20 protein-coding genes and 1 pseudogene are annotated in these 21116 nt (G+C 73.4%); 14 read left to right on the forward strand and 7 right to left on the reverse strand.

The genetic code is table 11. The features are described from left to right. Positions 1-47: 47 nt before the first annotated feature. Entirely contained in the window at positions 48-821 is a 774-nt protein-coding gene (locus HII36_RS12605; protein WP_173523314.1) for an FAD:protein FMN transferase, read from the forward strand. Between the two features lie 33 nt (positions 822-854). Here the strand turns inward: HII36_RS12605 and HII36_RS12610 are convergent, their stop codons facing one another. Next, the gene (locus HII36_RS12610) at positions 855-1130 is read right to left on the reverse strand and encodes a hypothetical protein (RefSeq protein ID WP_173523315.1); all 276 of its coding nucleotides are present in this window, start codon (positions 1128-1130) and stop codon (positions 855-857) included. A gap of 144 nt (positions 1131-1274) precedes the next feature. On the opposite strand from HII36_RS12610, the gene HII36_RS12615 reads away from it, so the two are divergent. Together HII36_RS12615 and HII36_RS12620 are read left to right on the forward strand one after the other, a co-directional pair. Beyond that, the gene (locus tag HII36_RS12615) at positions 1275-1655 is read left to right on the forward strand and encodes a phage holin family protein (RefSeq protein WP_173523316.1); all 381 of its coding nucleotides are present in this window, start codon (positions 1275-1277) and stop codon (positions 1653-1655) included. Between the two features lie 7 nt (positions 1656-1662). Continuing rightward, the gene (locus HII36_RS12620; protein WP_173523317.1) at positions 1663-2988 is read left to right on the forward strand and encodes an aromatic amino acid lyase; all 1326 of its coding nucleotides are present in this window, start codon (positions 1663-1665) and stop codon (positions 2986-2988) included. On the opposite strand, the gene HII36_RS12625 is transcribed toward HII36_RS12620, so the two are convergent. Then, positions 2985-3971 (reverse strand): LacI family DNA-binding transcriptional regulator, encoded by a 987-nt coding sequence (locus HII36_RS12625; protein WP_328807689.1) that lies wholly within the window; start codon positions 3969-3971, stop codon positions 2985-2987. The genes HII36_RS12620 and HII36_RS12625 overlap by 4 nt on opposite strands. A gap of 244 nt (positions 3972-4215) precedes the next feature. On the opposite strand from HII36_RS12625, the gene HII36_RS12630 reads away from it, so the two are divergent. Then, positions 4216-5076, forward strand: coding sequence for an amidohydrolase family protein (locus HII36_RS12630; RefSeq protein WP_328807690.1), 861 nt, complete (start codon positions 4216-4218; stop codon positions 5074-5076). After that, positions 5073-5639 (forward strand): cysteine dioxygenase, encoded by a 567-nt coding sequence (locus HII36_RS12635; RefSeq protein WP_173523319.1) that lies wholly within the window; start codon positions 5073-5075, stop codon positions 5637-5639. Before HII36_RS12630 ends, HII36_RS12635 begins: the two co-directional genes overlap by 4 nt. Here HII36_RS12635 and HII36_RS12640 read toward each other — a convergent pair. Next, positions 5611-6276: a (2Fe-2S)-binding protein gene (locus HII36_RS12640; protein ID WP_173523320.1), complete on the reverse strand. Its 666-nt coding sequence runs from the start codon at positions 6274-6276 to the stop codon at positions 5611-5613. The two genes, HII36_RS12635 and HII36_RS12640, sit on opposite strands and share 29 nt — an antisense overlap. Before the next feature lie 18 nt (positions 6277-6294). Further along, a complete protein-coding gene (locus HII36_RS12645; RefSeq protein WP_173523321.1) occupies positions 6295-7467 on the reverse strand; it encodes a CynX/NimT family MFS transporter in 1173 nt (390 codons plus the stop codon). Positions 7468-7537: 70 nt separating this feature from the next. Here HII36_RS12645 and HII36_RS12650 point away from each other — a divergent pair, with 70 nt between their 5' ends. Next, positions 7538-8518: a LacI family DNA-binding transcriptional regulator gene (locus HII36_RS12650; RefSeq protein WP_407940784.1), complete on the forward strand. Its 981-nt coding sequence runs from the start codon at positions 7538-7540 to the stop codon at positions 8516-8518. On the opposite strand, the gene HII36_RS12655 is transcribed toward HII36_RS12650, so the two are convergent. Beyond that, complete coding sequence (locus tag HII36_RS12655) at positions 8484-9713, reverse strand: MFS transporter (RefSeq protein ID WP_328807691.1); 1230 nt, start codon at positions 9711-9713, stop codon at positions 8484-8486. The two genes, HII36_RS12650 and HII36_RS12655, sit on opposite strands and share 35 nt — an antisense overlap. A 58-nt stretch (positions 9714-9771) precedes the next feature. On the opposite strand from HII36_RS12655, the gene HII36_RS12660 reads away from it, so the two are divergent. The 6 genes from HII36_RS12660 (at position 9772) to HII36_RS12685 (ending at position 15120) form a co-directional block, all read left to right on the forward strand. Then, complete coding sequence (locus tag HII36_RS12660; protein WP_173523323.1) at positions 9772-10773, forward strand: ArsR/SmtB family transcription factor; 1002 nt, start codon at positions 9772-9774, stop codon at positions 10771-10773. A gap of 50 nt (positions 10774-10823) precedes the next feature. Beyond that, positions 10824-11789, forward strand: coding sequence for a sugar-binding transcriptional regulator (locus HII36_RS12665; protein WP_173523324.1), 966 nt, complete (start codon positions 10824-10826; stop codon positions 11787-11789). Between the two features lie 70 nt (positions 11790-11859). After that, positions 11860-12078 carry a hypothetical protein gene (locus tag HII36_RS12670; RefSeq protein ID WP_173523325.1) on the forward strand — a complete coding sequence of 73 codons (219 nt, stop codon included), beginning with the start codon at positions 11860-11862 and terminating at the stop codon, positions 12076-12078. After that, positions 12075-13499: an FGGY-family carbohydrate kinase gene (locus HII36_RS12675; protein ID WP_173523326.1), complete on the forward strand. Its 1425-nt coding sequence runs from the start codon at positions 12075-12077 to the stop codon at positions 13497-13499. The genes HII36_RS12670 and HII36_RS12675 overlap by 4 nt, the downstream gene beginning before the upstream one ends. Then, complete coding sequence (locus HII36_RS12680) at positions 13496-14104, forward strand: histidine phosphatase family protein (RefSeq protein ID WP_173523327.1); 609 nt, start codon at positions 13496-13498, stop codon at positions 14102-14104. The genes HII36_RS12675 and HII36_RS12680 overlap by 4 nt, the downstream gene beginning before the upstream one ends. Beyond that, positions 14101-15120 carry a 2-hydroxyacid dehydrogenase gene (locus tag HII36_RS12685; RefSeq protein WP_173523328.1) on the forward strand — a complete coding sequence of 340 codons (1020 nt, stop codon included), beginning with the start codon at positions 14101-14103 and terminating at the stop codon, positions 15118-15120. The genes HII36_RS12680 and HII36_RS12685 overlap by 4 nt, the downstream gene beginning before the upstream one ends. Before the next feature lie 58 nt (positions 15121-15178). On the opposite strand, the gene HII36_RS12690 is transcribed toward HII36_RS12685, so the two are convergent. Both HII36_RS12690 and HII36_RS12695 read right to left on the reverse strand, forming a co-directional pair. Then, complete coding sequence (locus HII36_RS12690) at positions 15179-15952, reverse strand: AMP-binding protein (protein WP_173523329.1); 774 nt, start codon at positions 15950-15952, stop codon at positions 15179-15181. A 367-nt stretch (positions 15953-16319) separates the two neighbouring features. Further along, positions 16320-18680, reverse strand: a complete 2361-nt coding sequence (locus tag HII36_RS12695; protein WP_173523330.1) for an ATP-binding protein — start codon at positions 18678-18680, stop codon at positions 16320-16322. A gap of 123 nt (positions 18681-18803) precedes the next feature. On the opposite strand from HII36_RS12695, the gene HII36_RS12700 reads away from it, so the two are divergent. Further along, a complete protein-coding gene (locus tag HII36_RS12700; protein ID WP_173523331.1) occupies positions 18804-20666 on the forward strand; it encodes an ABC transporter ATP-binding protein in 1863 nt (620 codons plus the stop codon). Positions 20667-20711: 45 nt separating this feature from the next. Further along, positions 20712-21116 (forward strand): annotated as a pseudogene (locus HII36_RS12705) (hypothetical protein); the annotation flags it as partial.

Here is a 21116-nt window from a genome sequence, read left to right on the forward strand (position 1 = left end):
CACATTACGCCCGGCGTGGGACGGTAGCTGCGGACAAGGGAGGCAAGGTGACGACTTTCCCGGGAAGCGCCCGTGTCGACACGATCATGGGCATGCCGGTCAGCGTGGATATTCGCACGGCCCTGCCGAGGAGGGAGCTGAACCCCCTGCTCGACGACGCCTTCGCCTGGCTGCGCTGGGTGGAGGACACCTTCAGCCCCGACAAGGAAGGCAGCCAGATCGGCCGGCTGAACCACGGCCGCACGATCGAGCAGATTCCCGAGCTCATCGAGGTCCTGCACCGCTGCGACGAACTGAGCGAGGCCACCGGCGGCTGGTTCGACGCCCGCAGGAACGGCGTGCTCGACCCGTCGGGCTACATCAAGGGCTGGGCGCTGGAGCGGCTGTCTCGCGCCCTGGCCAACGCCGGCGCCGTGGACCACCGCATCACCGCGGGCCGCGACATCAGGGTGCGCGGCTCGGCGACACCCGGACGGCCCTGGCGGATCGGCGTCCGCGACCCGCACGACGACCGGGTACGCAAGATCGTCCTCGCCCACGACCTGGGCATCTCCACCTCGGGCGGATCTCCGGTGGTCGACCCGCGCACCGGCGAGCCGCAGGCCACGCTGCGCGCGGTCACCGTGATCGGGCCGGACCTCGCGGTGGCGGACGCGTACGCCACCGCCATGTACGCCATGGGCCCGGTGCTGGCCCGGCGCTTCGCCACCGAGCTCGCGGCCGCCGAGCCGTACCAGACCTTGATCATCGCGCGGGACGGCCAGGAGGTCGCCACCCCGGGCTTCGCCACCCACGGCACGACCGAGCGCCTGGCCGGCTGAGACCGGCCCGACCCGGGGCGGGCCGGATCAGGGCTACGCCTCGGGATGCCGGCGCAGGTAGTCGAGGTAGATCGGGCGCAGGGCGTCGCCCAGCTTGCCCTCGCCCGCCGCGATGGCGTCGCTGAGCAGCGCGGAGACCTTGGTGAGGTCGTTGGCGGTCTCGTTCTCGTGACCGCTGGCGGCCTCGGCCGCCGGGATCACCTTCAGCAGGTTCCACAGGAACCCCAGGTCCCCGTGACGGACCGCGTACCTCACGGCACGCTCGTGCAACTCGTCGGCGGGCAACGACTCCAGGCCATTCGCGTCCATCTCTCGCTCCCTCCCCCGATCCGCCCCTTCCCGGGTTCGCCCGTCGATAACCGGCGACTACGGAAGGTCATCTCCGGGCACGTACCGTTCGGGGGACTCACGCCTCTATCGGAGCGCCGAGCACAAGTGGGAGGATCAACCAGCGTGAGATTCATCATCAGAACCCTCGCGGCCGCGGCCGCGCTCTGGGTGGCCATGCAGTTCTTCGATGGCATCCGAATCACCGTGGCCGAGAACACCCCCAACTACTGGGGCGTCCTGCTGATCGTGGCGTTGATCTTCGGTCTGGTCAACGCGATCGTGAAGCCGATCGTCAAGGCCCTGGGTTGTGCGATCATCGCACTGACGCTCGGGCTCTTCCTCCTCGTCATCAACGCCGGCATGTTGCTGCTGACCAGCTGGATCTCCGGCCAGCTCGACATCCCCTTCCACGTCGACAGCTTCTACCCCGACGCCTTCTGGGGCGCCGTCATCATCAGCGTCGTCAGCTGGGTGCTCGGACTGATCATCCCGGACGGCGACTGACACGTCCATGGAGCTCGACGGCACCGGCCTGACCTGCGCGCAGGTCCACGAAGCCGCCTGCGGCGGCGCCCGGGTCACGATCGCCTCGACGGATCGGGCCCGGGCGGCCTGGGCCACCGCCCGCGAGCTGACCGGCCCGGTGTACGGCCGCAGCACCGGCGTCGGCGCGAACAAGGACTTCGCCGTGCCCTGCGGCCTCGATCTGCTGCGCAGCCACGCCTGCGCGGCCGGCCCCAGGGTCGGCCGGGAACGTGCCAAGGCGATGCTGGTGGTCAGGCTCAACCAGTTGCTGGCCGGCGGCTCCGGCGTCGATCCCGGCGTCCTGCCGGTGCTGGCCGACGCGATCAACGAGGGCTTCACCCCGCCGCTGCACACCTACGGCGCGATCGGCACCGGCGACCTGACCGCGCTGTCCTCCACCGCCCTGTGCCTGCTCGGCGAACTGCCCTGGGACGGCCCGCCCGGCGGCGATCCGGGACCCCGCTACCCGCTCGCGCCCGCCGACGCCCTGCCGTTCATCAGCTCGGGCGCCGCCACGCTGGCCGACGCCGCGCTCGCCTGTCACCGGCTGCGCGTGCTGCTCGAGGCCGCCGTCGACGTGGTCGCCTGCTCGTTCGTCGCGGTGTCGGCCTCGGCCGAGCCGCTGGCCGCCGCCGTGCAGGAGGCCCGGCCGCACCCCGGGCAGGCCACGGTGGCCGCCCGCCTGCGCGGCCTGCTCAGCCAGGAGTGGGCGGTACGCGTCCAGGACACCTACGGCTACCGCGCGTTCGCCCAGGTGCACGGCGCCGCCATGGACGCGCTCGACCGCGCGGAGTCGGCGGTGGAGACGGATCTGAACGCCGCCGCCGAGAACCCGCTCATCGCCGGCTCGCTGGCCTGGCACAACGGCAACTTCCACTCGGCGCCGGTGGCGCTGGCGCTCGACGCGCTGCGGGCCGCCCTGGTGCAGACGGCCCAGCTCAGCACCACCCGCCTGGCCACGCTGATGGACCCGGCCCATACCGGACTGCACCCGTTCCTGGCCGACCGTCCGGGCAGCTCGGGCGCGCTCATACTCGAGTACGTGGCCCACGACGCCCTGGCCGACCTGCGTCACCTGGCCACGCCGGTGACCACCGGCACCGCGGTGATCTCGCGCGGCACCGAGGACCACGCCGGGTTCGCCACCCAGGCCGCCAGGCACGCGCTGCGCTGCGTGGAGCCGCTGGAGATCGTGTTCGCCTGCGAACGCACCGCCGCCACCCGCGCGCTCGACGGCCCCCCGCCCGACACCCCGCTCACCGCCGCCCTGGCCGACTCCCGCCAGGCCCTGCGGGGCGGGCCGCGCCCCTAGCGGCGGGCGACCGAGCCGCGTTCGCGCAGGGTCGGACGCTGGACGATACGCCGGCGACGAGCGCCACCGTCGGCAGCCGCCGACATGAGCCGGACGGCGGCCCTGATGATGCCGTCGAGGTCCCAGTCGACCGTCGACAGGCCGGGCGCGAGCAGCCCGGACATCGGATGGTCGTCGTAGCCCATGACCGACACGTCGCCGGGGATCGACAGCCCCAGGTCGCGGGCGGCGGCGTAGACGCCGTACGCGATGGAGTCGGCGAAGCAGAAGACGGCGCTCGGCCCGGACGTGGTCAGCAGCCGGTGTGCGGCCGCGGTGGCGCCGGCCAGGTCGTGCGGGGCGGTGGCGACCTCGATGTCGAGCCCCAGCCGGTCGGCCTCGGCCGTGACGTGCACGTCGGCGGGCCGGTCGGGGGTGCTCGGCCTGGTGGGGGTCAGCACGGCGACGCGGCGGTGGCCGAGGTCGCGCAGGTGCTCCAGGGCCAGGGTCACCCCGCTGCGGTTGTCGAAGATGACCTCGCCGGCCGTTCCGGGCAGTGAGTCGCCGATCGCGACCACCGGCAGCGACTCGCACAGCTCGGCCCAGAACGGCGCGGCCGGGTCGAGCGGCTGGACGATCAGCCCGTCGACCCGCTGGTCACGCAGTTGCTGGGCCAGCGCGCGCTCCCTGGCGGGGTCGCCGACGGCGTCGAGTATCAGCGCGTAGCGGTCTTTCTCCCGCAGCCCTCTGCTGATGCCCACGGCCAGCGACTGCTGCCACAGGTCTTCGAGCGAGCCGCACAGCAGCCCGATCATCCCGGTGCGGCCGCTGGCCAGGGCCCTGGCGATGGGGTCGGCCTCGTAGCCGAGCTCGGCCGCGGCGGCGCGCACCCGCTCCATCGTCTCCTCGGACACCTGCAGGCCGCGCAGCGCGTAGGAGACGGCGGCCGGCGACAGGCCGGTCGCCTGAGCCACTTCCCTGATCGTCGCTCTCTTGCGGGGCACGCCGACAGCCTATTGCGAGGAGCGGCGCCCGACGCAGTGGAAAGGCGCTCCGCCGAACCGAGCGGCGGCCAGAAGTCCGTTGCTGACCATGGTTTTCGTGCGCGGGCGCAGAGGTGCCATACGTTGACAAATCGCCTAGTGAAGCGGTTCACTGAACCGTATCACTGAATCGGTTCACCACCAGAGCTTCGCAGCGTGAACGGTTTACCTATATTATGAGTAGGAAATAGAGGGAGGAGTGGCCGTGAGCATCGACGTGCACCAGCACCTGTGGACGCCGTCGTTCGTCGCGGCCCTGCGCGCCCGCACCGCGCCCCCGCGCCTGGACGGCTGGACCCTGCTGCTCGACGGCGAGCCGCCCTACCAGGTGAACCCGGCCGACCACGAGAAACGCGACACCACCGGCCTGGAGCTGGCGCTGGTGTCGCTGTCGAGCCCGCTGGGCATCGAGTTCCTGCCGCCGGAGGAGTGCTGGCCGCTGCTCGACGCCCACCACGCCGGCGCGCTCGCGCTGGGTGCGCCGTTCGGCGCCTGGGCCTCCACCTGCCACAGCGGGCCCGACCCCGACCGGCTGGCCGCCGACCTCGATCGCGGGTTCGCCGGGCTGCAGATCCCGGCCACGGCCGAGCCCGACGACCGGCTGCTCGACCTGCTCACCGAGCGCGACCTGCCGCTGTTCGTGCACCCTGGCCCGGCCCGGGTCGACGGCCGCCGGCCCGGCTGGTGGCCGGCGCTGGTGCCGTACGTGCAGCAGATGCACGCGTCCTGGCACTACTTCCGCGCCGTCGTGCGCCCCAGGCACCCCCGGCTGCGCGTCTGCTTCGCGCTGCTGGCCGGGCTGGCGCCGCTGCACGCCGAGCGGCTGATCGCGCGCGGCGGCCCGGGGCGCGGCCTGGTCGACCCCGGCTTCTACGTGGAGACCTCCTCCTACGGGCCGCGCGCCATCGACGCCGTCGTCCGCGAGCTGGGCATCGACGTCGTCGTCAACGGCTCGGACGCCCCCTACGCCACCGCACCCGATCCCGGCCTGGGCGCCGCGGCGGCCCATGCCATCCGTGTCACCAATCCTCGTCGCCTGCTCGGCAGAAAGGAGCCTCGCACATGACCGTTGAGCACTTCCAAGGCGGGGGCGTCTGTGCCAGGCTCCCCGAGCGCACGCTCGACCGGCGGGAGCTGCGCGTGCTGGTGGACGACCTGGCCGCGCGCCCCGAGGAGTGGCGCGAACAGGTCGACTTCCCGGCCGACGGCGGCCGTCACTACGCCTCGCTCTACCGTGACGCGTACGTGGACGTCTGGCTGCTGTGCTGGCGTCCCGAGGACGACACGGGCTGGCACGACCACGACATCTCCTCCGGCGCGGTCCGGGTGGTGCAGGGCGCGCTGCTGGAGTGCAACCCACGCATCGGCGGCGAGCACCTGGAGACGGTGGTCTCGGAGGGTCAGTCGTTCTCGTTCGGCCCCGACCACATCCACCGGCTCAACGGCGCGGTGGACGCCAGCGTGTCCATCCACGCCTACTCGCCGCCGCTGTGGCGGCTCGGCCAGTACTCCATCGACGACACCGGCGTCATGCGCCGGGTCTCGGTGAGTTACGCCGACGAGTTGCGCCCGATGGACAGCGCCGAGGACGACGACGTCGTCAAGCGCAGCGCTGCCGCTGTGGCCTGAGCACGCAGCAGGTGCCGCACGCCTCGGCGTCGGGCAGCGTGATCCACAGGCAGCAGGTCTTGCGGAAGTAGGAGTCGCCGACGGGCTCGATCAGCCCGTCGACCGGCTTGCCGACCTCACGCAGCAGCGCCATGTAGTCGCTCGGCACGACCGCGGTCAGCGGGTGCACGAACGCCTCTGCGGTGGAGCCCCAGAGCGTGCGCTCGCCCACCTTGGCCAGGCCGCTGAGCACCTTGACCAGCGGCGCCTGCCCCTCGCGCAGCGCCTCACCGATGCCCTCGGCGCCCGAGCCCCACTCCACGCTCGTGGCGCCGATGGTCACCCCGGCGTCGGAGACCTTGAAGTAGGTGTCGGCGAGCCGCATGATCGGCACCCGGCCGTCGAGCGCCCAGCCGAGCGCCAGCGGCATCGTGTGCCAGTAGCCGTAGGTCTTCCAGAACAGCGCCGCGCCCACGTGCCGTGGCGCGTTCCATCGGGCCGCCGTCTGCTCGACCAGCCCGGTCAGCAGCGGGTACGGCTCGCGCACCAGCTCCGACACGGGCGTCCAGCTCTCGTCAGGCTCGATGACCAGCTCGGGCACGATCCCGATCACCCCGTCGCGGGCGGCGGCGATGCGCTGGAGCGTCTCGGTCAGCACGCGGAGACCCCTTACGTTCTATAGGTTAGCCTTCCCTAACTTAGCAGGGCGTCCGGCGAACCAGCCAGCCAGGAGTTGGAAGGCCAGCGCGACCAGTCCGGCGGCCAGCGGCACCGTCCAGCCGCCGGAGAGCTGGCGGAGCAGGCCGAACAGCAGCGGGCCCAGGGCGGCGACGACGTACCCGGCCGACTGCGCCACCGCCGACAGCGCGGTCACCTCCGCCGGGCTCGACGGACGCAGCGCGATGATGAGCAGCGCCAGCGCGAACGAGGCGCCCTGGCCGACGCCCAGCACGATCATCCACAGCCAGGGCAGGGTCGTCGGCGCCAGCAGCACGCCCAGGTAGCCGAGCACGGTCAGCACGCCCGCCGCCATCACGTACGGCACCTGCGAGGCCCGCCGCCCGGCCAGCACCGGCACCGCGAGCGAGGCGGCCACCTGGATCAGGTTGGTCAGGCTGAGCAGGTAACCCGCCTGGTCGGCGGGCAGCCCGGCCTCCAGGTAGATCGTCGGCAGCCAGGCCAGCATCACGTAGAAGGTCAGCGACTGCAGGCCCATCAGCGCGGTGACGTACCAGGTGGTCCTGCTGCGCAGCACCGCGCCGAACGGCCGGGGCCCGTTGGCCGCCCGGCCCCGCGCGGCGAACGCCTGGGGCAGCCAGAGCGCGGCCGCCGCCAGCGCGGGCACGGCCAGCAGCGCCGACACCCCGCGCCAGCCGAAGCCGGTGGCCCGTTCGAGCGGGATCATCAGCGCGGACGCGGCCGCCGCCCCGGCCACCACGGCCGAGACGTAGACGCCGGTCAGCAGGTTGACCTTGGCCGGGAAGTGCTGTTTGACGACGCCGGGCATGGCCACGTTCATCACCGCGATGGCGGTGGCGGCCAGCGCGGAGCCCGCGTAGAGCGCGGGCGCGCCGTCGAGGCCGCGCAGCACCACGCCGGCGGCGATCACCAGCAGCCCGGCCAGCAGCGTGCGGTCGAGCCCGATCCTGCGCGCGAGCAGCGGCGCGACCGGGCCGAACACGCCCAGGCAGATCACCATGACGGTGGTGATCGCGCCGCCGCCGGCCGGCGACAGGCCGACGTCCTTCATGATCTCGTCGAGCAGCGGGGAGACGCCCGCGATCGCGGGCCGCAGATTGAGCGCGGCGAGCACGAATCCGGCGACCAGCACGGCAGATCTGAGCGACATAGGTCACACACTCTCGCACAGCGCCGCTGACAACGTTGTCGGACCCCGGCCGGTGCGGAATGATCCAGGCGTGAGACCGACGATGAAGGACGTCGCCTCGGCCGCGGGCGTGGCGCTCAAGACCGTCTCCCGTGTGGTGAACGGCGAGCCCGGGGTGAACCCGGCCACGGCCGAGCGGGTGCGCGCGGCCATCGACCGGCTGGGCTACAGCCGCAACGAGAGCGCCCGCGTGCTGCGCAGAGGCAGGACCTCGACGATCGGGCTGGTCATCGAGGACGTGGCCGACCCGTTCTACTCCGGGCTGAGCCGGGCGGTCGAGGACGTGGTGATCGGCCACGGCTGCCTGCTGCTGAGCGCGTCGTCGGGCGAGCAGCCGGGCAGGGAACGCGAGCTGGTCGAGACGTTCTGCGCCCGCCGGGTCGACGGGCTGATCGTCGTCCCTGCCGGTGACGACCACGCCTACCTGGGCCCCGAGCTGGAGGCCGGCACCCCGGTGGTGTTCGCCGACCGCCCGCCCGGCCCCGGTCTCGACGTCGACACGGTGCTCTGCGACAACGCCGACGGCGCCGCCCAGGCCGTACGCCACCTGCGCGGGCACGGCCACCGCAGGATCGCCTTCCTCGGCGACCAGCCGTCGATCTACACCGCGGCGCAGCGGCTGGCCGGCTACCGGAAGGCGCTGGGCGAGCTGTTCGACGAGCGGCTGGTGTCGATGGGCGTGCCCGCACTGGAGACCGTCCGCGCCGACCTGACCCGCATGCTGGCCCTGGACGACCCGCCGACCGCGCTGTTCACCGGCAACGGCAGGCTCACCGTGACCGCGCTGCGCGCGCTGGGCGGCCGGCCGATGCCGCTGGTCGGTTTCGACGACTTCGAGCTGGCCGACCTGCTCACGCCCGGGGTGAGCGTGGTGGCCCAGGATCCGGCCGCGATGGGCCGGGTGGCCGCCGACCTGCTGTTCCGCCGGCTGCACGGCGACGGCGGGCCGGCCGAGCACGTCCTGCTCCCGGTGCGCCTCATCCCTCGCGGCTCGGGTGAGCTGCCGCCCTGACCTCGTCATTCGGGGGCACGGCGGGCTCGGGACGCAGGGCGTTCCACAGGGCGAGTGCGGCCAGGACGCCCGCGACACCCGAGGCGACGATCGCCAGCCGGGGCGAGACCGCCTCGCCGAGCACCCCGCTCAGCGCCGCGCCCACCGCCTGACCGGTCATCAGCCCCGACGACTGCAGCCCGAACGCCTGCCCGCGCACCTGCTCGGGGATGGCGTCCAGGAAACGCCGCTGGATGCCGAGCTGGTACGACAGCCCGGCGGCGGCCAGCGCGGCCAGCGCCGCCGCCCACGCGATGCCGGGCGTCAGCAGGAACCCCAGCCAGGGCACGCCCATCGCGAGCGCGATCGGCAGCGACAGCCGTTCCCTGAGCCCGGGACCGGCGAACCGGCCCACGCAGAACTCCCCCACCGCCAGGCCCACGGCGGCCATCGCGAGCACCATGCCCGCCTGCCCCCGGCCGCCCAGGTACGGAATGATCATCGCCTCGGCCCCGGCCAGGCACATGCTCGGCAGCCAGGACGCCAGCAGCAGCCCGCGGATTCGCCGGTCGGCCAGCAGGTCCCGGTTCACCCGCAGCGTGGTCACCACCGCGCCCCGCTCGGCCGCGCCGCGCGCCGGCCGGTACGGCAGCCCGAACCTGACCACCACGGCCCCGGCCGCCGACAGCGCCGCCGTGACGGCCAGCGCCCCGTGCGGCCCGGCCGCGGCCAGGAAGGCGCCGCCCAGCGCCAGCCCGGCGATCTGCGCGCTGGCCGAGGTGACGCCGAGCACCGAGCGGCCGAGCACGAACGCGTCGCCGGGCAGCACCTCGGGCAGCGCCGCGGCGCGCACCGCGCCGAACACCGGCGAGAACAGCCCGGTGACCAGCACCAGCGCCAGCATCGCCCACACCGGCAGCCCCGCGTAGGCCAGCAGCAGGCACACGACCGCCCTGACCAGCTCGCCGGTGACCATCAGCGCCCGCGGCGACATCCGGTCGGCCAGCGACAGCAGGAACATCCCGCCCACGATGTACGGCAGCCACCCCGCCATGTACGCCGCCGCCGACAACCCGGGCGAGCCGGTCTGCGTGTACACCAGCACCGACAGGGCGAGCATCTTGATCGATTCCCCGGAGACGAGCAACGCGAAGCTGCCGAACAGCACGCGGAACTCCCGGACGGCGAACACCTCGCCGAACGTCGCTGCTTTCACCTCCCCGATGGTGCTCGCGGGACGCCACCACCGGAAACTTTTCGGATATAACCGAAAGATGAGGATCGAGGTCACCCCGCAGGACCTGGTGGCCAGCAGGTTCGCGATCTCGCCGCTGATCGAGACCATGCACGCCCAGTGGGTGCTGAACGGCGTGGTCCCGGCCGGGGCGCACCGGCGCTGGGCCGAGGCGTGGCGGGGGGCGTACCTGGAGCTCGAACGCCGGCACCCCGCGCTGCGCGCCACGCATCTGATCACCGGCAACCGGGGCGCCGACAACGTGGACTTCGTCGCACCGCCGCCGGCCGGGCTGAGCGTGCCGTTCGAGACCGAGCTGGCCGCCATGCGCACCACGCCGGTCGCGCAGGCGCACGAGGAGATCACCAGGGCCGTGGCCGGCCGGGCGACGCCGGAGTGGATCAGGGAGCTGCTGTTCGGCCCCGACGTGGTGGACGTGCTGGCCGACGCCTACCAGGCCCTGTGGCGGGAGATCGTCTCCAGGACCTGGCCGCGTTTCCACACGATCCTGGAGCGCGACGTGGTGCACCGGGCCGGGCAACTGGCCACCTACGGCTGGGCCGCCGCGCTGGACGACCTGAGCGACCGGGTGCGCTGGGACGAATCCGGCCACATCGAGGTCCTGCTGTCCAGCAGGTCGGACACCCGGCGACTGGGCGGCAGGGGGCTACTGTTCCTGCCGTCGGTGTTCATGGGCACGGTGGGTGCGTATCTGGAGGACGCGTGGCCGTACGCGCTGATCTACCCGGCGCGCGGCGTCGGCGCGGCGGTGCCCGACACGGACGGCGGGCTGGCCAGGCTGATCGGCAGGACCCGGGCCCGCCTGCTCACCGAGCTGGCCGTGCCCGCCACCACCACGCACCTGGCCACGCTGCTCGGGCAGAGCCTGGGCACGGTCGGCGAGCACCTGGCCGCGCTGCGCGGCGCCGGGCTGATCGCGGGAGCCCGTTCCGGGCGCCGGGTGTTCTACAGTCGCACCGCACTCGGTGACGCCTTGGCCGCGGGATCGCTAGCCTTTCCCTCGGAGGGCACGAAGGTATAGTCGTTGCGCATCCGTTCAGCAAAAGTGTTCTCGCACCGAGGAGCGCGCGCATGAATGCCGCCGACGTCGCGCCTGAGGCGCAGGCCCGGTTCCCGCACGAGCTGATGTACGCGGCGGCCCACCAGTACTACCTGGAAGACGCCACCCAGGGCGACATCGCCAAGCGCCTGGGGGTCAGCAGGGCGACGGTGAGCAGGCTGCTCACCGAGGCGCGCAAGCAGGGCATCGTGGAGATCAGGGTGCACCGGCCGGCCACGCTGGAGGACGGCCCGCTGGCCGCCGAGGTGGCCGCGGCGCTCAACCTGCGGCGCGTCTACCTGGTGCCCAAGGTCAGCGGCCCGGCGCTGGGCCCGTGGCTGGCCCCGGGCGTGGCCAGGGCGCTGGCCGGGGTGGGGCTGGAGTCCGGCGACGTGGTGCTGGTCTCGTCGGGCACCACGGTCTACGAGTGCGCCCGCGAGGGGCTCGGCCGCTTCCCCGGCGTCACGATCGCGCCGGCGGTCGGCGGCCAGGAGGAGCCGCAGCCCTGGTTCCAGACCAACGAGACCACCCGCATCCTGGCCGAACGCGTCGGCGGCGTGCCCGCCTACCTGTACGCGCCGGCGATGCCGGGGCCCGAGCTGTTCTACTCGCTCAAGCACGAGCCGTCGGTGCGCCGGGTGATGGACCTGTGGGCGCGCGCCAAGTGCGCGATCGTCGGCGTCGGCTCGGCGCCGCTGATGCGGCAGATGATGCCCTCGTTCATGCCGCGCGACGCGGACAGCCTGCGCCACGCGGTGGGCGACGTGTGCTCGCGCATCTACGACCGCGACGGCGCGCCGGTGTCGTATCCGGGCAGCGAGCGCCTGGTGGCGACCGGTCTCGACGAGCTGCGGCGGGTGCCCGCCTCGATCGCGGTGGCGGTCGGCGCGGAGAAGGTGCTCTCGATCGTGGCCGGGGCCCGGGGCGGCTACTTCAACCAGCTCGTCACCGACACTCCCACGGCAGAGGGCCTGGTGGCAGCCGCTCGCCAGCTCTGAACACTTTTGCTGGACAAATATTCCGCACCCGCGCTAGCGTGAGCCGCACCGGCGCTCGGCCGACGTCGAGGTGGGCGCGCGCGGCGCGGCGCTCGTCGGCCTGGCCGCCACGGGTGCGGCCCCGTCGATCGCCGCGGCCGCCACCGGCCAGGTACGCCTGCGCCCGGCCGTCGAGCCCGACCCGGCACGGCACGAGCGGTACGCCGAGCTGTACGCGGACTTCCTGGAACTGCGCCGGGCCCACGCCGTCTCGTGGCCGCTGCTGGCCGAGATGCGGGGCCGGTCATGAGCGTGTGGATCGGCGTCGACCTGGGCACGCAGAGCGTGCGCGCGATGGCGGTCACCGGCGACGGCACCCTGCTCGCCGCCGCGAGCCGCCCGCTGACCAGCCACAGGGACGGCCCCAGGCACGAGCAGGACCCCGAGCAGTGGTGGCGCGAGCTGGCCGCGGCCACTCGCGAGGCGCTGCGCGACGTGCCCGCCGCGCGCGTGTCGGGCGTGGCGGTGGCCGCGACCTCTGGAACGGTCCTGCTCACCGCCCCCGACGGCGCCCCGCTCACCCCCGGCCTCATGTACGACGACCGCCGGGCCGACGCCGCTTTGGTCAACGAGCTGGGCGCGGCGGTGTGGGAGCGGCTGGGCTACCGGCGGATGCAGCCCAACTGGGCGCTGCCGAAGCTGTTGTGGCTGCTGCGCGAGGCCCCCGAGGGCGCGCGGCTCGCCCACCAGAACGACTTCGTCAACCGGCGGCTCGTCGGGCACGAGGTGGCCACCGATCTGAGCAACGCGCTCAAGACCGGCGTGGACCTGATCGAGGAACGCTGGCCGCACGAGGTGTTCGACGCGCTGGGCGTGCCCGCGGCGATGTTGCCCGCGGTGGTCAGGCCGGGCGCCGTGCTCGGCACGGTCTGCGCGTCCGCCGCCGCCGAGACCGGGCTGCCCCAGGGCACGCCGGTGATCGCGGGCACCACCGACGGGTGCGCCGCCCAGCTCGGCGCGGGCGCGCTCACGCCGGGGAACTGGAACTCGGTGCTCGGCACCACGCTGGTGCTCAAGGGCGTGACCAGGCAGCTCATCCACGACCCGCTGGGCGTGGTCTACTCGCACCGGGCGCCGGACGGCTCGTGGCTGCCCGGCGGCGCGTCCAGCACCGGCGCCGGCGTGCTGACCCGCGACCTGCCCGGCCGCGATCTCGACGCGCTGGGCCGCGCCGCCGCCGCCCGGCCGGTGGCCGGCCTGCCGGTCACGTATCCGCTGGTCTCGCGGGGTGAGCGGTTCCCGTTCGCGGCTTCGGAGGCGGAGGGGTTCACGCTCGGCGAGCCGCGCGACGACGTCGAACGGTACGCGGCCGTCCTGCTCGGCGCGGCCTTCGTGGAACGGCTCTGCTTCGACTACCTGGACCTGCTCGGCGCCCCGGTCGACGGCGAGATCGTGCTGACCGGCGGGGCCACCCGCAGCCCGTACTGGAACCGGCTCAGGGCCGACGTGCTGGGCCGGCCCGTGACGCTGCGCGAGAACGCCGAACCGGCGCTCGGCATGGCCGTGCTGGCCTCGGGCGGCGGGGCCGGGATGGTCAGGACACGCGAGGTGGTCGACCCGTCCGGGGCCGACCTGCGTGAGCCGTACCTGGGATTCGTCGACGAACTGGAGAAGCGCGGCTGGCTGCCGTCCGCCGCCGCCGCCCACGCCCGCGAGAGGACCCATCGATGACCGATCTGGTGCTGGTGCGCCACGGCGAGACCGTCTGGCACGCCGAGAACCGCTACGCCGGACTCAGCGACGTCGAGCTGACCCCGCGCGGTCACGACCAGGCCGCCAGGCTGGCCGAGTGGGCCGCGACGGCGGGGCTGAGCGGAGTGTGGGCCTCGACGCTGAGCCGCGCCGTGATCACCGCGACCGCGAGCGCCGCCGCGGCGGGCGTCGAGCTTCGGACCGACGCCAGGCTGCGCGAGCTGGACTTCGGCGACGCCGACGGCCTGACGGCGGCCGAGATGCGCGAACGGTTCCCCGCCGCGCGCGCCGCCTTCGAGTCCGACCCGGCCGCGCACCCGCTGCCGGGCGGCGAGGACCCGCACCTGGCCGCCGACCGTTTCATCGCCGCGCTGCACGACATCTCCGCCTTCGGCGGGCGGGTGCTGGTGGTCGCGCACACGACCGCCATCAGGATCGCGCTGTGCCGCCTCATCGGGGTGCCGATCGGCGCCTACCGGCGGACCTTCCCGCGCCTGGACAACTGCGCGCTGACCGAGCTGCGGCTGGAGGCGGGGCACGCCGCGCTCCTGCAGTACAACTCCCCGATTGGAGCCGTTCGTTGACCATCCGAGTGCTCGCCGCCGGCGATCATTTCGTCCAGAACCGCCTGTTCGCCGACGCGTTGCGGGCCGAGGTCCCCGGTGAGCTGGAGGTCACGGAGCTGACCCTGCCCTGGCCGGTGGAGCCGTTCGGGCGGGTGGGCGAGGTGGACGAGGCGTCCGACGTGGAGGACGCGCTGATCGAGGCGCTGCGCGGGGTCGAGGTGTGCGTGACCCAGATGGCGCCGCTGACCAAGCGGGTCCTCGACGCCTCGCCCGACCTGCGGCTCTTCTGCGTCAGCCGGGGCGGCCCGGTCAACGCCAACCTGGAGGCGGCCACCGCGGCCGGGGTGCGGGTGACGTACGCGCCCGGGCGCAACGCGGTGGCCACCGCCGAGCACACGCTGGCCATGCTGCTGGCCGCCACGCGCCGCATCCCGCAGACGCACGCCGACCTGGCCGGCGGTGTCTGGCGCGGCGACTACTACATGTACGACAACGTCGGCCCCGAACTGGAGGGCGGCACGGTCGGACTGGTCGGCTACGGCGCGATCGGGCAGCGGGTGGCCCGCATGCTGGCCGGGTTCGGCGCCGAGGTGCTGGTCCACGACCCCTACGTGGACGTGCCTGGCCGGGTCGAGCTGCCCGAGCTGCTGGAGCGCGCCGGGTTCGTCTCGCTGCACGCCCGTGCCACCGCCGAGACCGCCGGCATGATCGGGGCCGCCGAGATCGCCCGCATGCCGCGCGGCTCGGTGCTGGTCAACTGCGCGCGGGGGGCGCTGCTCGACTACGACGCGCTCTGCGACGCGCTGGAGTCGGGCCACCTGTTCGGCGCGGCCATGGACGTCTTCCCCGAAGAGCCCATCCCGGACGGTTCGCGCCTGCTGACCGCGCCCAACCTGATCATGACCCCGCACCTGGCCGGCGCGAGCAAGGAGACGGCGATGAAGGCGGCCCGGATCGTGGCCGCCGACGTGGCCCGATACGTGCGCGGCGAGCCGCTGCTGCACGGCGCGAACCCGGTGCGTACGACGCCTTGACCGGCGCGCGGCGCTTGAGCCGACGCGGGCGAGGTCTGAGCCGATGCGGGGCGACGCTTCAACCGATGCGTTCGAGTGTGCCGTCGGGGCAGGTCAGCACCGTGACGGAGAAGTCGTGGCTGGTGCCGGGCACGTCGCCGGGCCCGGTGGTGACCACCAGCGCGCCCCTGCTCACTGCCAGGCCGATCAGCGCGGGCAGGCCGAGCCCGCCGTCGGGACGCCAGGTGGACAGCACGACGTCGGACTCGGCCAGCCGCACGCCCAGATCGAGCTCGGCCATCGTGGCCAGCAGCTCGGTGTGCGCCAGCCGCCGCCCGCCGGGCAGCACGAACGCGTCCTGGCTCTTGGCGTCGAGCACCGGCAGCGCGGTCGGCTCCAGCGTGAGCAGGGTGCGGAAGTCGATCGTGTCGAGCGCCGGGCCGAGCGAGATCACCTGACGCACCCGCGACTCCTCCGCCGCGAGCACCGCGCGTTCAGCCAGGTCGGGCGAGGTGAACAGGGCCCGGGCGTCGCACTCGCGCAGCAGCTTGACCAGGTCGGGCACGTCGAGCGCCTGGTCGATCGGCGCCACCACGCCGCCGGACGCCAGCACCGTGTGCGTGGCCAGGGTCTGCGCGCCCGCCGTGGAGACGTGCACGCCCACCACCTGGTCGCGGCGGGCGCCCCGGCGCACCAGCCCCGACGCCGCCCTGGTCACCTCCGTCACCAGCTTGCGGTAGCCGTAGACCTGGCCGCCGCGCAGGTCGATGAGCGCCGGGCGGTCGCCGCGCTCGTAGGCCCGGCGGAACACCTCGTGGATCACGGTGCCGGTGGTCGAGGCGGAGGGCTTCATGCCCGCCAACGTACGACCGCCACGGCCACGCCGGCATCCACCGATGTATGTATCCCGATGTGCATTCCCCGTGGACGCGCCGGCCCGCCCCGGCGGGATGGGCGGGCCCGAGCCCTGCGCGACTCGAGCCCGCTGTCACGCGTCCCGGAGCCAGACCCCCACCCCTCCGAGGAGGCCCGACCCCGTGAGGACGCGTGACGTCCCCGGTGAAACGGCCGCGGCGCCCCCGAGCGTTGGGGTGGCCTTCCGCGCTGCACGGCCGATCACATGCAGCAACGGTAGGCGGGGCGGCGCGAGTGCACATGCGTTGACATGGCCATTCGAGGGTGTAACCGCCGGGGGCCGCCATGTGTAGACGTGCGCCGGTTCAGCGCCCGCCGATGACCCATGCGGCGATCTGTGTACGCGTGGAAAAGCCCAGCTTGGACAGGATGTTCGCGACGTGCCTGGCGGCCGTGGCCGGGCTGATGACCAGTTCGTCGGCTATCGCCCGGTTGCTCAGGCCGCGGGCCACCAGCTCGGCGATCTCCCGCTCCCTGGCGGTGAGCCTGCTGGACCTGGCGGCCGGCGCCGCCTGCTCGGCCGGCGACTCGGGCATCTGGCCGTCGAGCGCGCAGGCCACCGCCTGGTCGAGCGTCATCGCCCGGCCCTCCGCCCACAGCAGGTCGACCAGCGTGTCTCCGAGCCGCCGGCGGGCCGGGTCGAGCAGTTCCTCGGTGCGGGCGTCGGGACGCCGGTCGCGCAGCGCCGTCGAGGCGGCCGTCAGCAGGACCGAGCGCCGGTGGTCGCCCTCGGCGGCGAGCAGCGCGGCCCACGCCTCCAGCCGTCTGGCGATGCTGACGCGCAGCCCGGCGTCGCGGCTGAGCACCAGCGCCTCGGTGAGCTTGGCCCTGGCCTCGGCCAGGTCGCCCTGGTCGATGGCCACCTTGCCGAGCCCGGCCAGGCAGCTGATGATCTGCTGCCTGGCGTCGACGTGGCGTACCAGGCTCAGGCCGGCTTCGTAGTGACGCTTGGCGGTGGCGTTGTCGCCGCCGCGCCTGGCCACCTGGGCCAGGCCGATGTGGCCCGTGCACCGGCCCCAGTGGTTGTCGAGCTGCTCGCACAGGGCCAGGACCTCCTGGAAGGCGCGTTGCGCCTCGTGCAGACGGCCGTGGTGCAGCGCCAGGTTCGCCTTGGTGGCCTGGGCCATCGAGGCCAGGATGCGGTCGCCCTGGCGGCCGGCGACGTCGAGCGCGGTGTCGAGTGCCGCGTCGAGTGCTCGTTGCTCGCCGGTGGCCCTGGCCAGCGTGATCAGGCCGACGGCTTCGCCGTACACATCGGCCGCGCTTCTACACAGGTCCACGCCCGCGCGTGCACATCGGGCCGCGGTCTGCACGTCTCCGGCGGACAGGGCCAGCTCGCCGCGCAGGATGGTGGCCTGGCCGCGCAGCCCGGCGCCGACGCCGGCCACGTCGAGGTCGAGCAGCCGGTCGAGCCTGGACTCCATGCCGATGCTCCGGCCCGTCGCGACCAGGACGTATCGTAGGTCGGTGAGCAGCTGGAGCGCCGTCCGCGGCAGGCCGACCGCGATCGACCAGTCCAGCGCGCAGGCGATCTCGTTCTTCAGCTCCTCCAGCACGTTGACCAGGCGCTGGACCACCGGCCACGGTGTGCGCGCGCCCGGCGCGACCAGGGACCTGAACCTCTCGGCCAGCGCGGCCAGCGCCAGCAGGTGCGCGCGCCGCAGCTCGGCCTCCTCGCCCGACTCGGCGAGCTGTTCGAGCGCGTATTCGCGCACGGTCTCCAGCAGCCGGTACCTGGCCTCGCCCGAGACCTCGCCGTCGAGCACGATCAGCGACTTGTCGACCAGGTCGCAGAGCCTGGGCAGCACCTCCTCCTCGGGCAGCCCGGGGCCGGCGCACACGGACTCCGCCAGGTCGAGCGTCCAGCAGGTGCGGAAGGCCGCCGTGCGGCGCAGCAGCAGCCGCTCCTGCGGGCTGAGCAGGCGGTAGCTCCAGTCGACCGCGGCCCGGAGCGTGCGGTGCCTGGCCGGGGCGGTGCGGGCGCCACCGGCCAGGAGCCTGAACCTGTCGTCGAGCCGTTCGGTGAGCTGCCTGACCGACAACACCCGCACCATGGCGGCGGCCAGCTCGATGGCCAGCGGCAGCCCGTCGAGCGCCCGGCACAGCTCGGCGATGAGTGGCAGCGTCTCGCCGTTCGGCTCGAAGTCCGGCCTGGCCGCCGCGGCCCTGGCCACGAACAGGCGCACCGACTCGGACCCGGCGTCGCCGAGCGCCAGCGGCGGCACGCGCCAGACCGTCTCGCCGGGCACGCGCAGCGGCTCGCGGCTGGTGGCCAGGATCGTCAGGTTCTGGCAGGCGGCCAGCAGCTCGCCGCACAGCTCGGCGCACTCGCCGATCACCGGTTCGCAGTTGTCGAGCACCAGCAGCAGGCGCCTGGCGCCGATCGTCTCAGGCAGGTCGCCGGCGATGGCCAGCGCGGCGGCCACCCGGGCGCGCAGGGCGCCCTTCTCCAGGTCGGCCAGCTCGATCAGGCGCACGTCCTGGTGGTCGGGGGCGATCCTGGCGGCCAGGCGCACCGCTAAGCGGGTCTTGCCGATGCCGCCCGCGCCGCACAACGTCACCGCTCTCGTCACCTTCATCAGGTGGACGAGCTCGTCCACATCCGACTCCCGGCCGATGAACAGGTTCGGTTCGGCCGGCAGGTTGCCGAGCTCTGATCGCAGCATCACTCAGAGTGTGACATCAACTACGTTGTGCGCCCAGAGCGTTGGCGGTGAAAGTGGTCCCCGCAGCCGTTCGCCGGGAATTGTCGGAGGGAAATTGTCGGTCCCCGCGGGCACACTCAAGGCATGGCCGACGAGCCGCTGGAACTCGGCGAGATCTCCTTCTCCGACTGGCATGCCCACACCGACAAGATGGTGGAGGTCGGGTTCCTCACCATCGCCAGGCGGCTGCCCTCGCTCGTGGCGCAGGCGATGGGCATGGCCTGGCGGGCGAGCCCGCGCGACACCGTGGCCACCGTCGCGCTCAACCTGCTCGGCGGGGTGTTCACCGCCTTCGGGCTGCTGGCCACCACCGGCGTGCTCAACGCGCTGTTCAGCGAGGGTCCCACGCCCGACCGGGTGGTGGCCGCCCTGCCCAGCCTGGCGCTGGTCGCGGTGGCCGCCGCGCTGCGCACCGGCGTGCAGGCCGGCGCCGGGTGGGCGCAGTCGCGGCTCGACCCCCAGGTGTCGCGGCTGACCGAGGAGCGGCTCTACGGGCTGACCAGCCAGGTCGACCTGGTGTCCTACGACGACCCGGAGTTCCACGACGCCTTACAACGGGCCAGGCTGCGCGGGGTGGCGATGGCCGACTCGGTGGTGACGTCCGCGATCAACGTGGTCACGGCCGCGGTGGGCATCGCGGCGGTGGCCGGCGTGCTCGGCGTGCTGCACCCGGTGCTGCTGCCGTTGCTGCTGCTGGCCGTGCTGCCCGACGCCTGGGCCGCGGTGCGCAGCGCGCGCATGCGCTACGCCACCCTCTACGCGCTCATCCCGGCCAACCGCCGAAAATGGATCATCGGTGAGCTGCTGGCCGATCGGCGGCCGGCGGCCGAGGTGCGCTCGTTCACCATGCGCGGGTTCCTGCTGCGCATGTACGACGCGGTGGCCAAGGCGGAGCAAGACGTGCTGCTCGGCCTGGCCAAGCGGCAGACGCTGGCCAGGCTGGTGGGCGAGGCGCTGGGCGGTCTCGGCAGCGCGCTGGTCTACGTCGCGCTCGGCGTGCTGCTCGCGGCGGGGGCGATCGCGCTGGCGGTGGCGGGCACGGCGGTGCTGGCCATCCGCTCGGCCCAGCAGTCGCTGGCCAACCTGATGTACGCCACCAACCGCCTCTACGAGGAGGGCCTCTACTTCACCGACTTCCTGGAGTTCTGCGCCGACGCCGAACGCCGGCTGGCCGGGCCGCGCCCGGCGGCGATGCCGGAGACGTTCGAGCGCATCGCCGCCGACGACGTCACCTTCAGCTACCCCGGCGCCGGGTCGCCGGCGCTGCGCGGCGTCTCGGTCGAGATCAAGCAGGGCGAGGTGATCGCCTTCGTCGGCGAGAACGGCTCGGGCAAGACCACCCTCGCCAAGATCCTCTCCGGCCTCTACGAACCCGACAGCGGCCACGTCACCTGGGACGACGTCGACCTGCGCGACGTGCCGCCCGACGACCTGCGCCGGCGCACCGCGGTGATCGCCCAGGACCACACCCGCTGGCCGCTCACCGCCCGCTACAACATCACGATGGGCACCGACAAGGGCCAGGAGGCGCTCGACGCGGCCGCCGCCGTGGCCGGGGCCGACGAGGTGGTCGCCGAGCTGCCGCACGGCTACCGCACGCTGCTCGACCGGCGCTTCAAGGACGGCCACGAACTGTCGGGCGGTCAGTGGCAGCGCATCGCCGTGGCCAGGGGGTTCCATCGCGACGCGGCGCTGCTCATCTGCGACGAGCCGACCGCCGCGCTCGACGCCCGGGCCGAACACGCGTTGTTCGAGCGCATCCGCTCGCACGCCGACGGGCGCACGGTGCTGCTGATCACCCACCGGCTGGCGAGCGTGCGTTACGCGGACCGGATCTACGTGCTCGACCACGGGAAGATCACCGAGCAGGGCGATCATGAGGCGCTGATGGCGCTGAACGGGCTCTACGCCGATCTCTACACCCTCCAGGCGGCGGCCTATCGCTGACGGCCGATCCGAGAACGGGCGATTTGTCGGAATATGCTCTGCCGCATGGCCTACGACAGCACCCACGACGACGCCAAGGGAGTGACGCTCCGGCAGCTGCTGACCTTCGACGACGGCGGGATCCTGCGGCTGCTGCTGGCGCCCGCCGGTCAGGACGTCCCGATCCTGGGCGTGGTGATCGGGGACGAGGGGCCCGGGCGGTCGTACGAGGGGCGGGTCGTGCTTGCGGCGGGGTTGCCTGCTTCGGTGGCGGCGTCGGTGCGGGAGGCGGCACGGCGGGGCGCGGCGGCCGTGGTGGTCCGCGGCGGCGAGGGTCCTGCGCACACCCGGCCCGGCGGGCTCGGCGAGTTCGGCGGGTTCAGCGGCCTCGGCGAGTTCGGCGGCCTGGATAAGCATGGCGGGCTGGATGAGCACGGCGAGCGTCATGGACACGGCCAGCATCATGGACAC

Source organism: Nonomuraea antri, from assembly GCF_013283785.1.
Classification (GTDB): Bacteria; Actinomycetota; Actinomycetes; order Streptosporangiales; family Streptosporangiaceae; genus Nonomuraea; species Nonomuraea antri.

Excerpts from the sequence above, each read along its gene's own strand:
- HII36_RS12645 (WP_173523321.1), bottom strand. The coding sequence starts at position 7,467 with ATGTCGCTCAGATCTGCCGTGCTGGTCGCCGGATTCGTGCTCGCCGCG.
- HII36_RS12675 (WP_173523326.1), top strand. The coding sequence starts at position 12,075 with ATGAGCGTGTGGATCGGCGTCGACCTGGGCACGCAGAGCGTGCGCGCG.
- HII36_RS12695 (WP_173523330.1), bottom strand. The coding sequence starts at position 18,680 with ATGCTGCGATCAGAGCTCGGCAACCTGCCGGCCGAACCGAACCTGTTC.
- HII36_RS12660 (WP_173523323.1), top strand. The coding sequence starts at position 9,772 with ATGAGGATCGAGGTCACCCCGCAGGACCTGGTGGCCAGCAGGTTCGCG.
- HII36_RS12665 (WP_173523324.1), top strand. The coding sequence starts at position 10,824 with ATGAATGCCGCCGACGTCGCGCCTGAGGCGCAGGCCCGGTTCCCGCAC.
- HII36_RS12680 (WP_173523327.1), top strand. The coding sequence starts at position 13,496 with ATGACCGATCTGGTGCTGGTGCGCCACGGCGAGACCGTCTGGCACGCC.
- HII36_RS12620 (WP_173523317.1), top strand. The coding sequence starts at position 1,663 with ATGGAGCTCGACGGCACCGGCCTGACCTGCGCGCAGGTCCACGAAGCC.
- HII36_RS12690 (WP_173523329.1), bottom strand. The coding sequence starts at position 15,952 with ATGAAGCCCTCCGCCTCGACCACCGGCACCGTGATCCACGAGGTGTTC.
- HII36_RS12635 (WP_173523319.1), top strand. The coding sequence starts at position 5,073 with ATGACCGTTGAGCACTTCCAAGGCGGGGGCGTCTGTGCCAGGCTCCCC.
- HII36_RS12700 (WP_173523331.1), top strand. The coding sequence starts at position 18,804 with ATGGCCGACGAGCCGCTGGAACTCGGCGAGATCTCCTTCTCCGACTGG.
- HII36_RS12610 (WP_173523315.1), bottom strand. The coding sequence starts at position 1,130 with ATGGACGCGAATGGCCTGGAGTCGTTGCCCGCCGACGAGTTGCACGAG.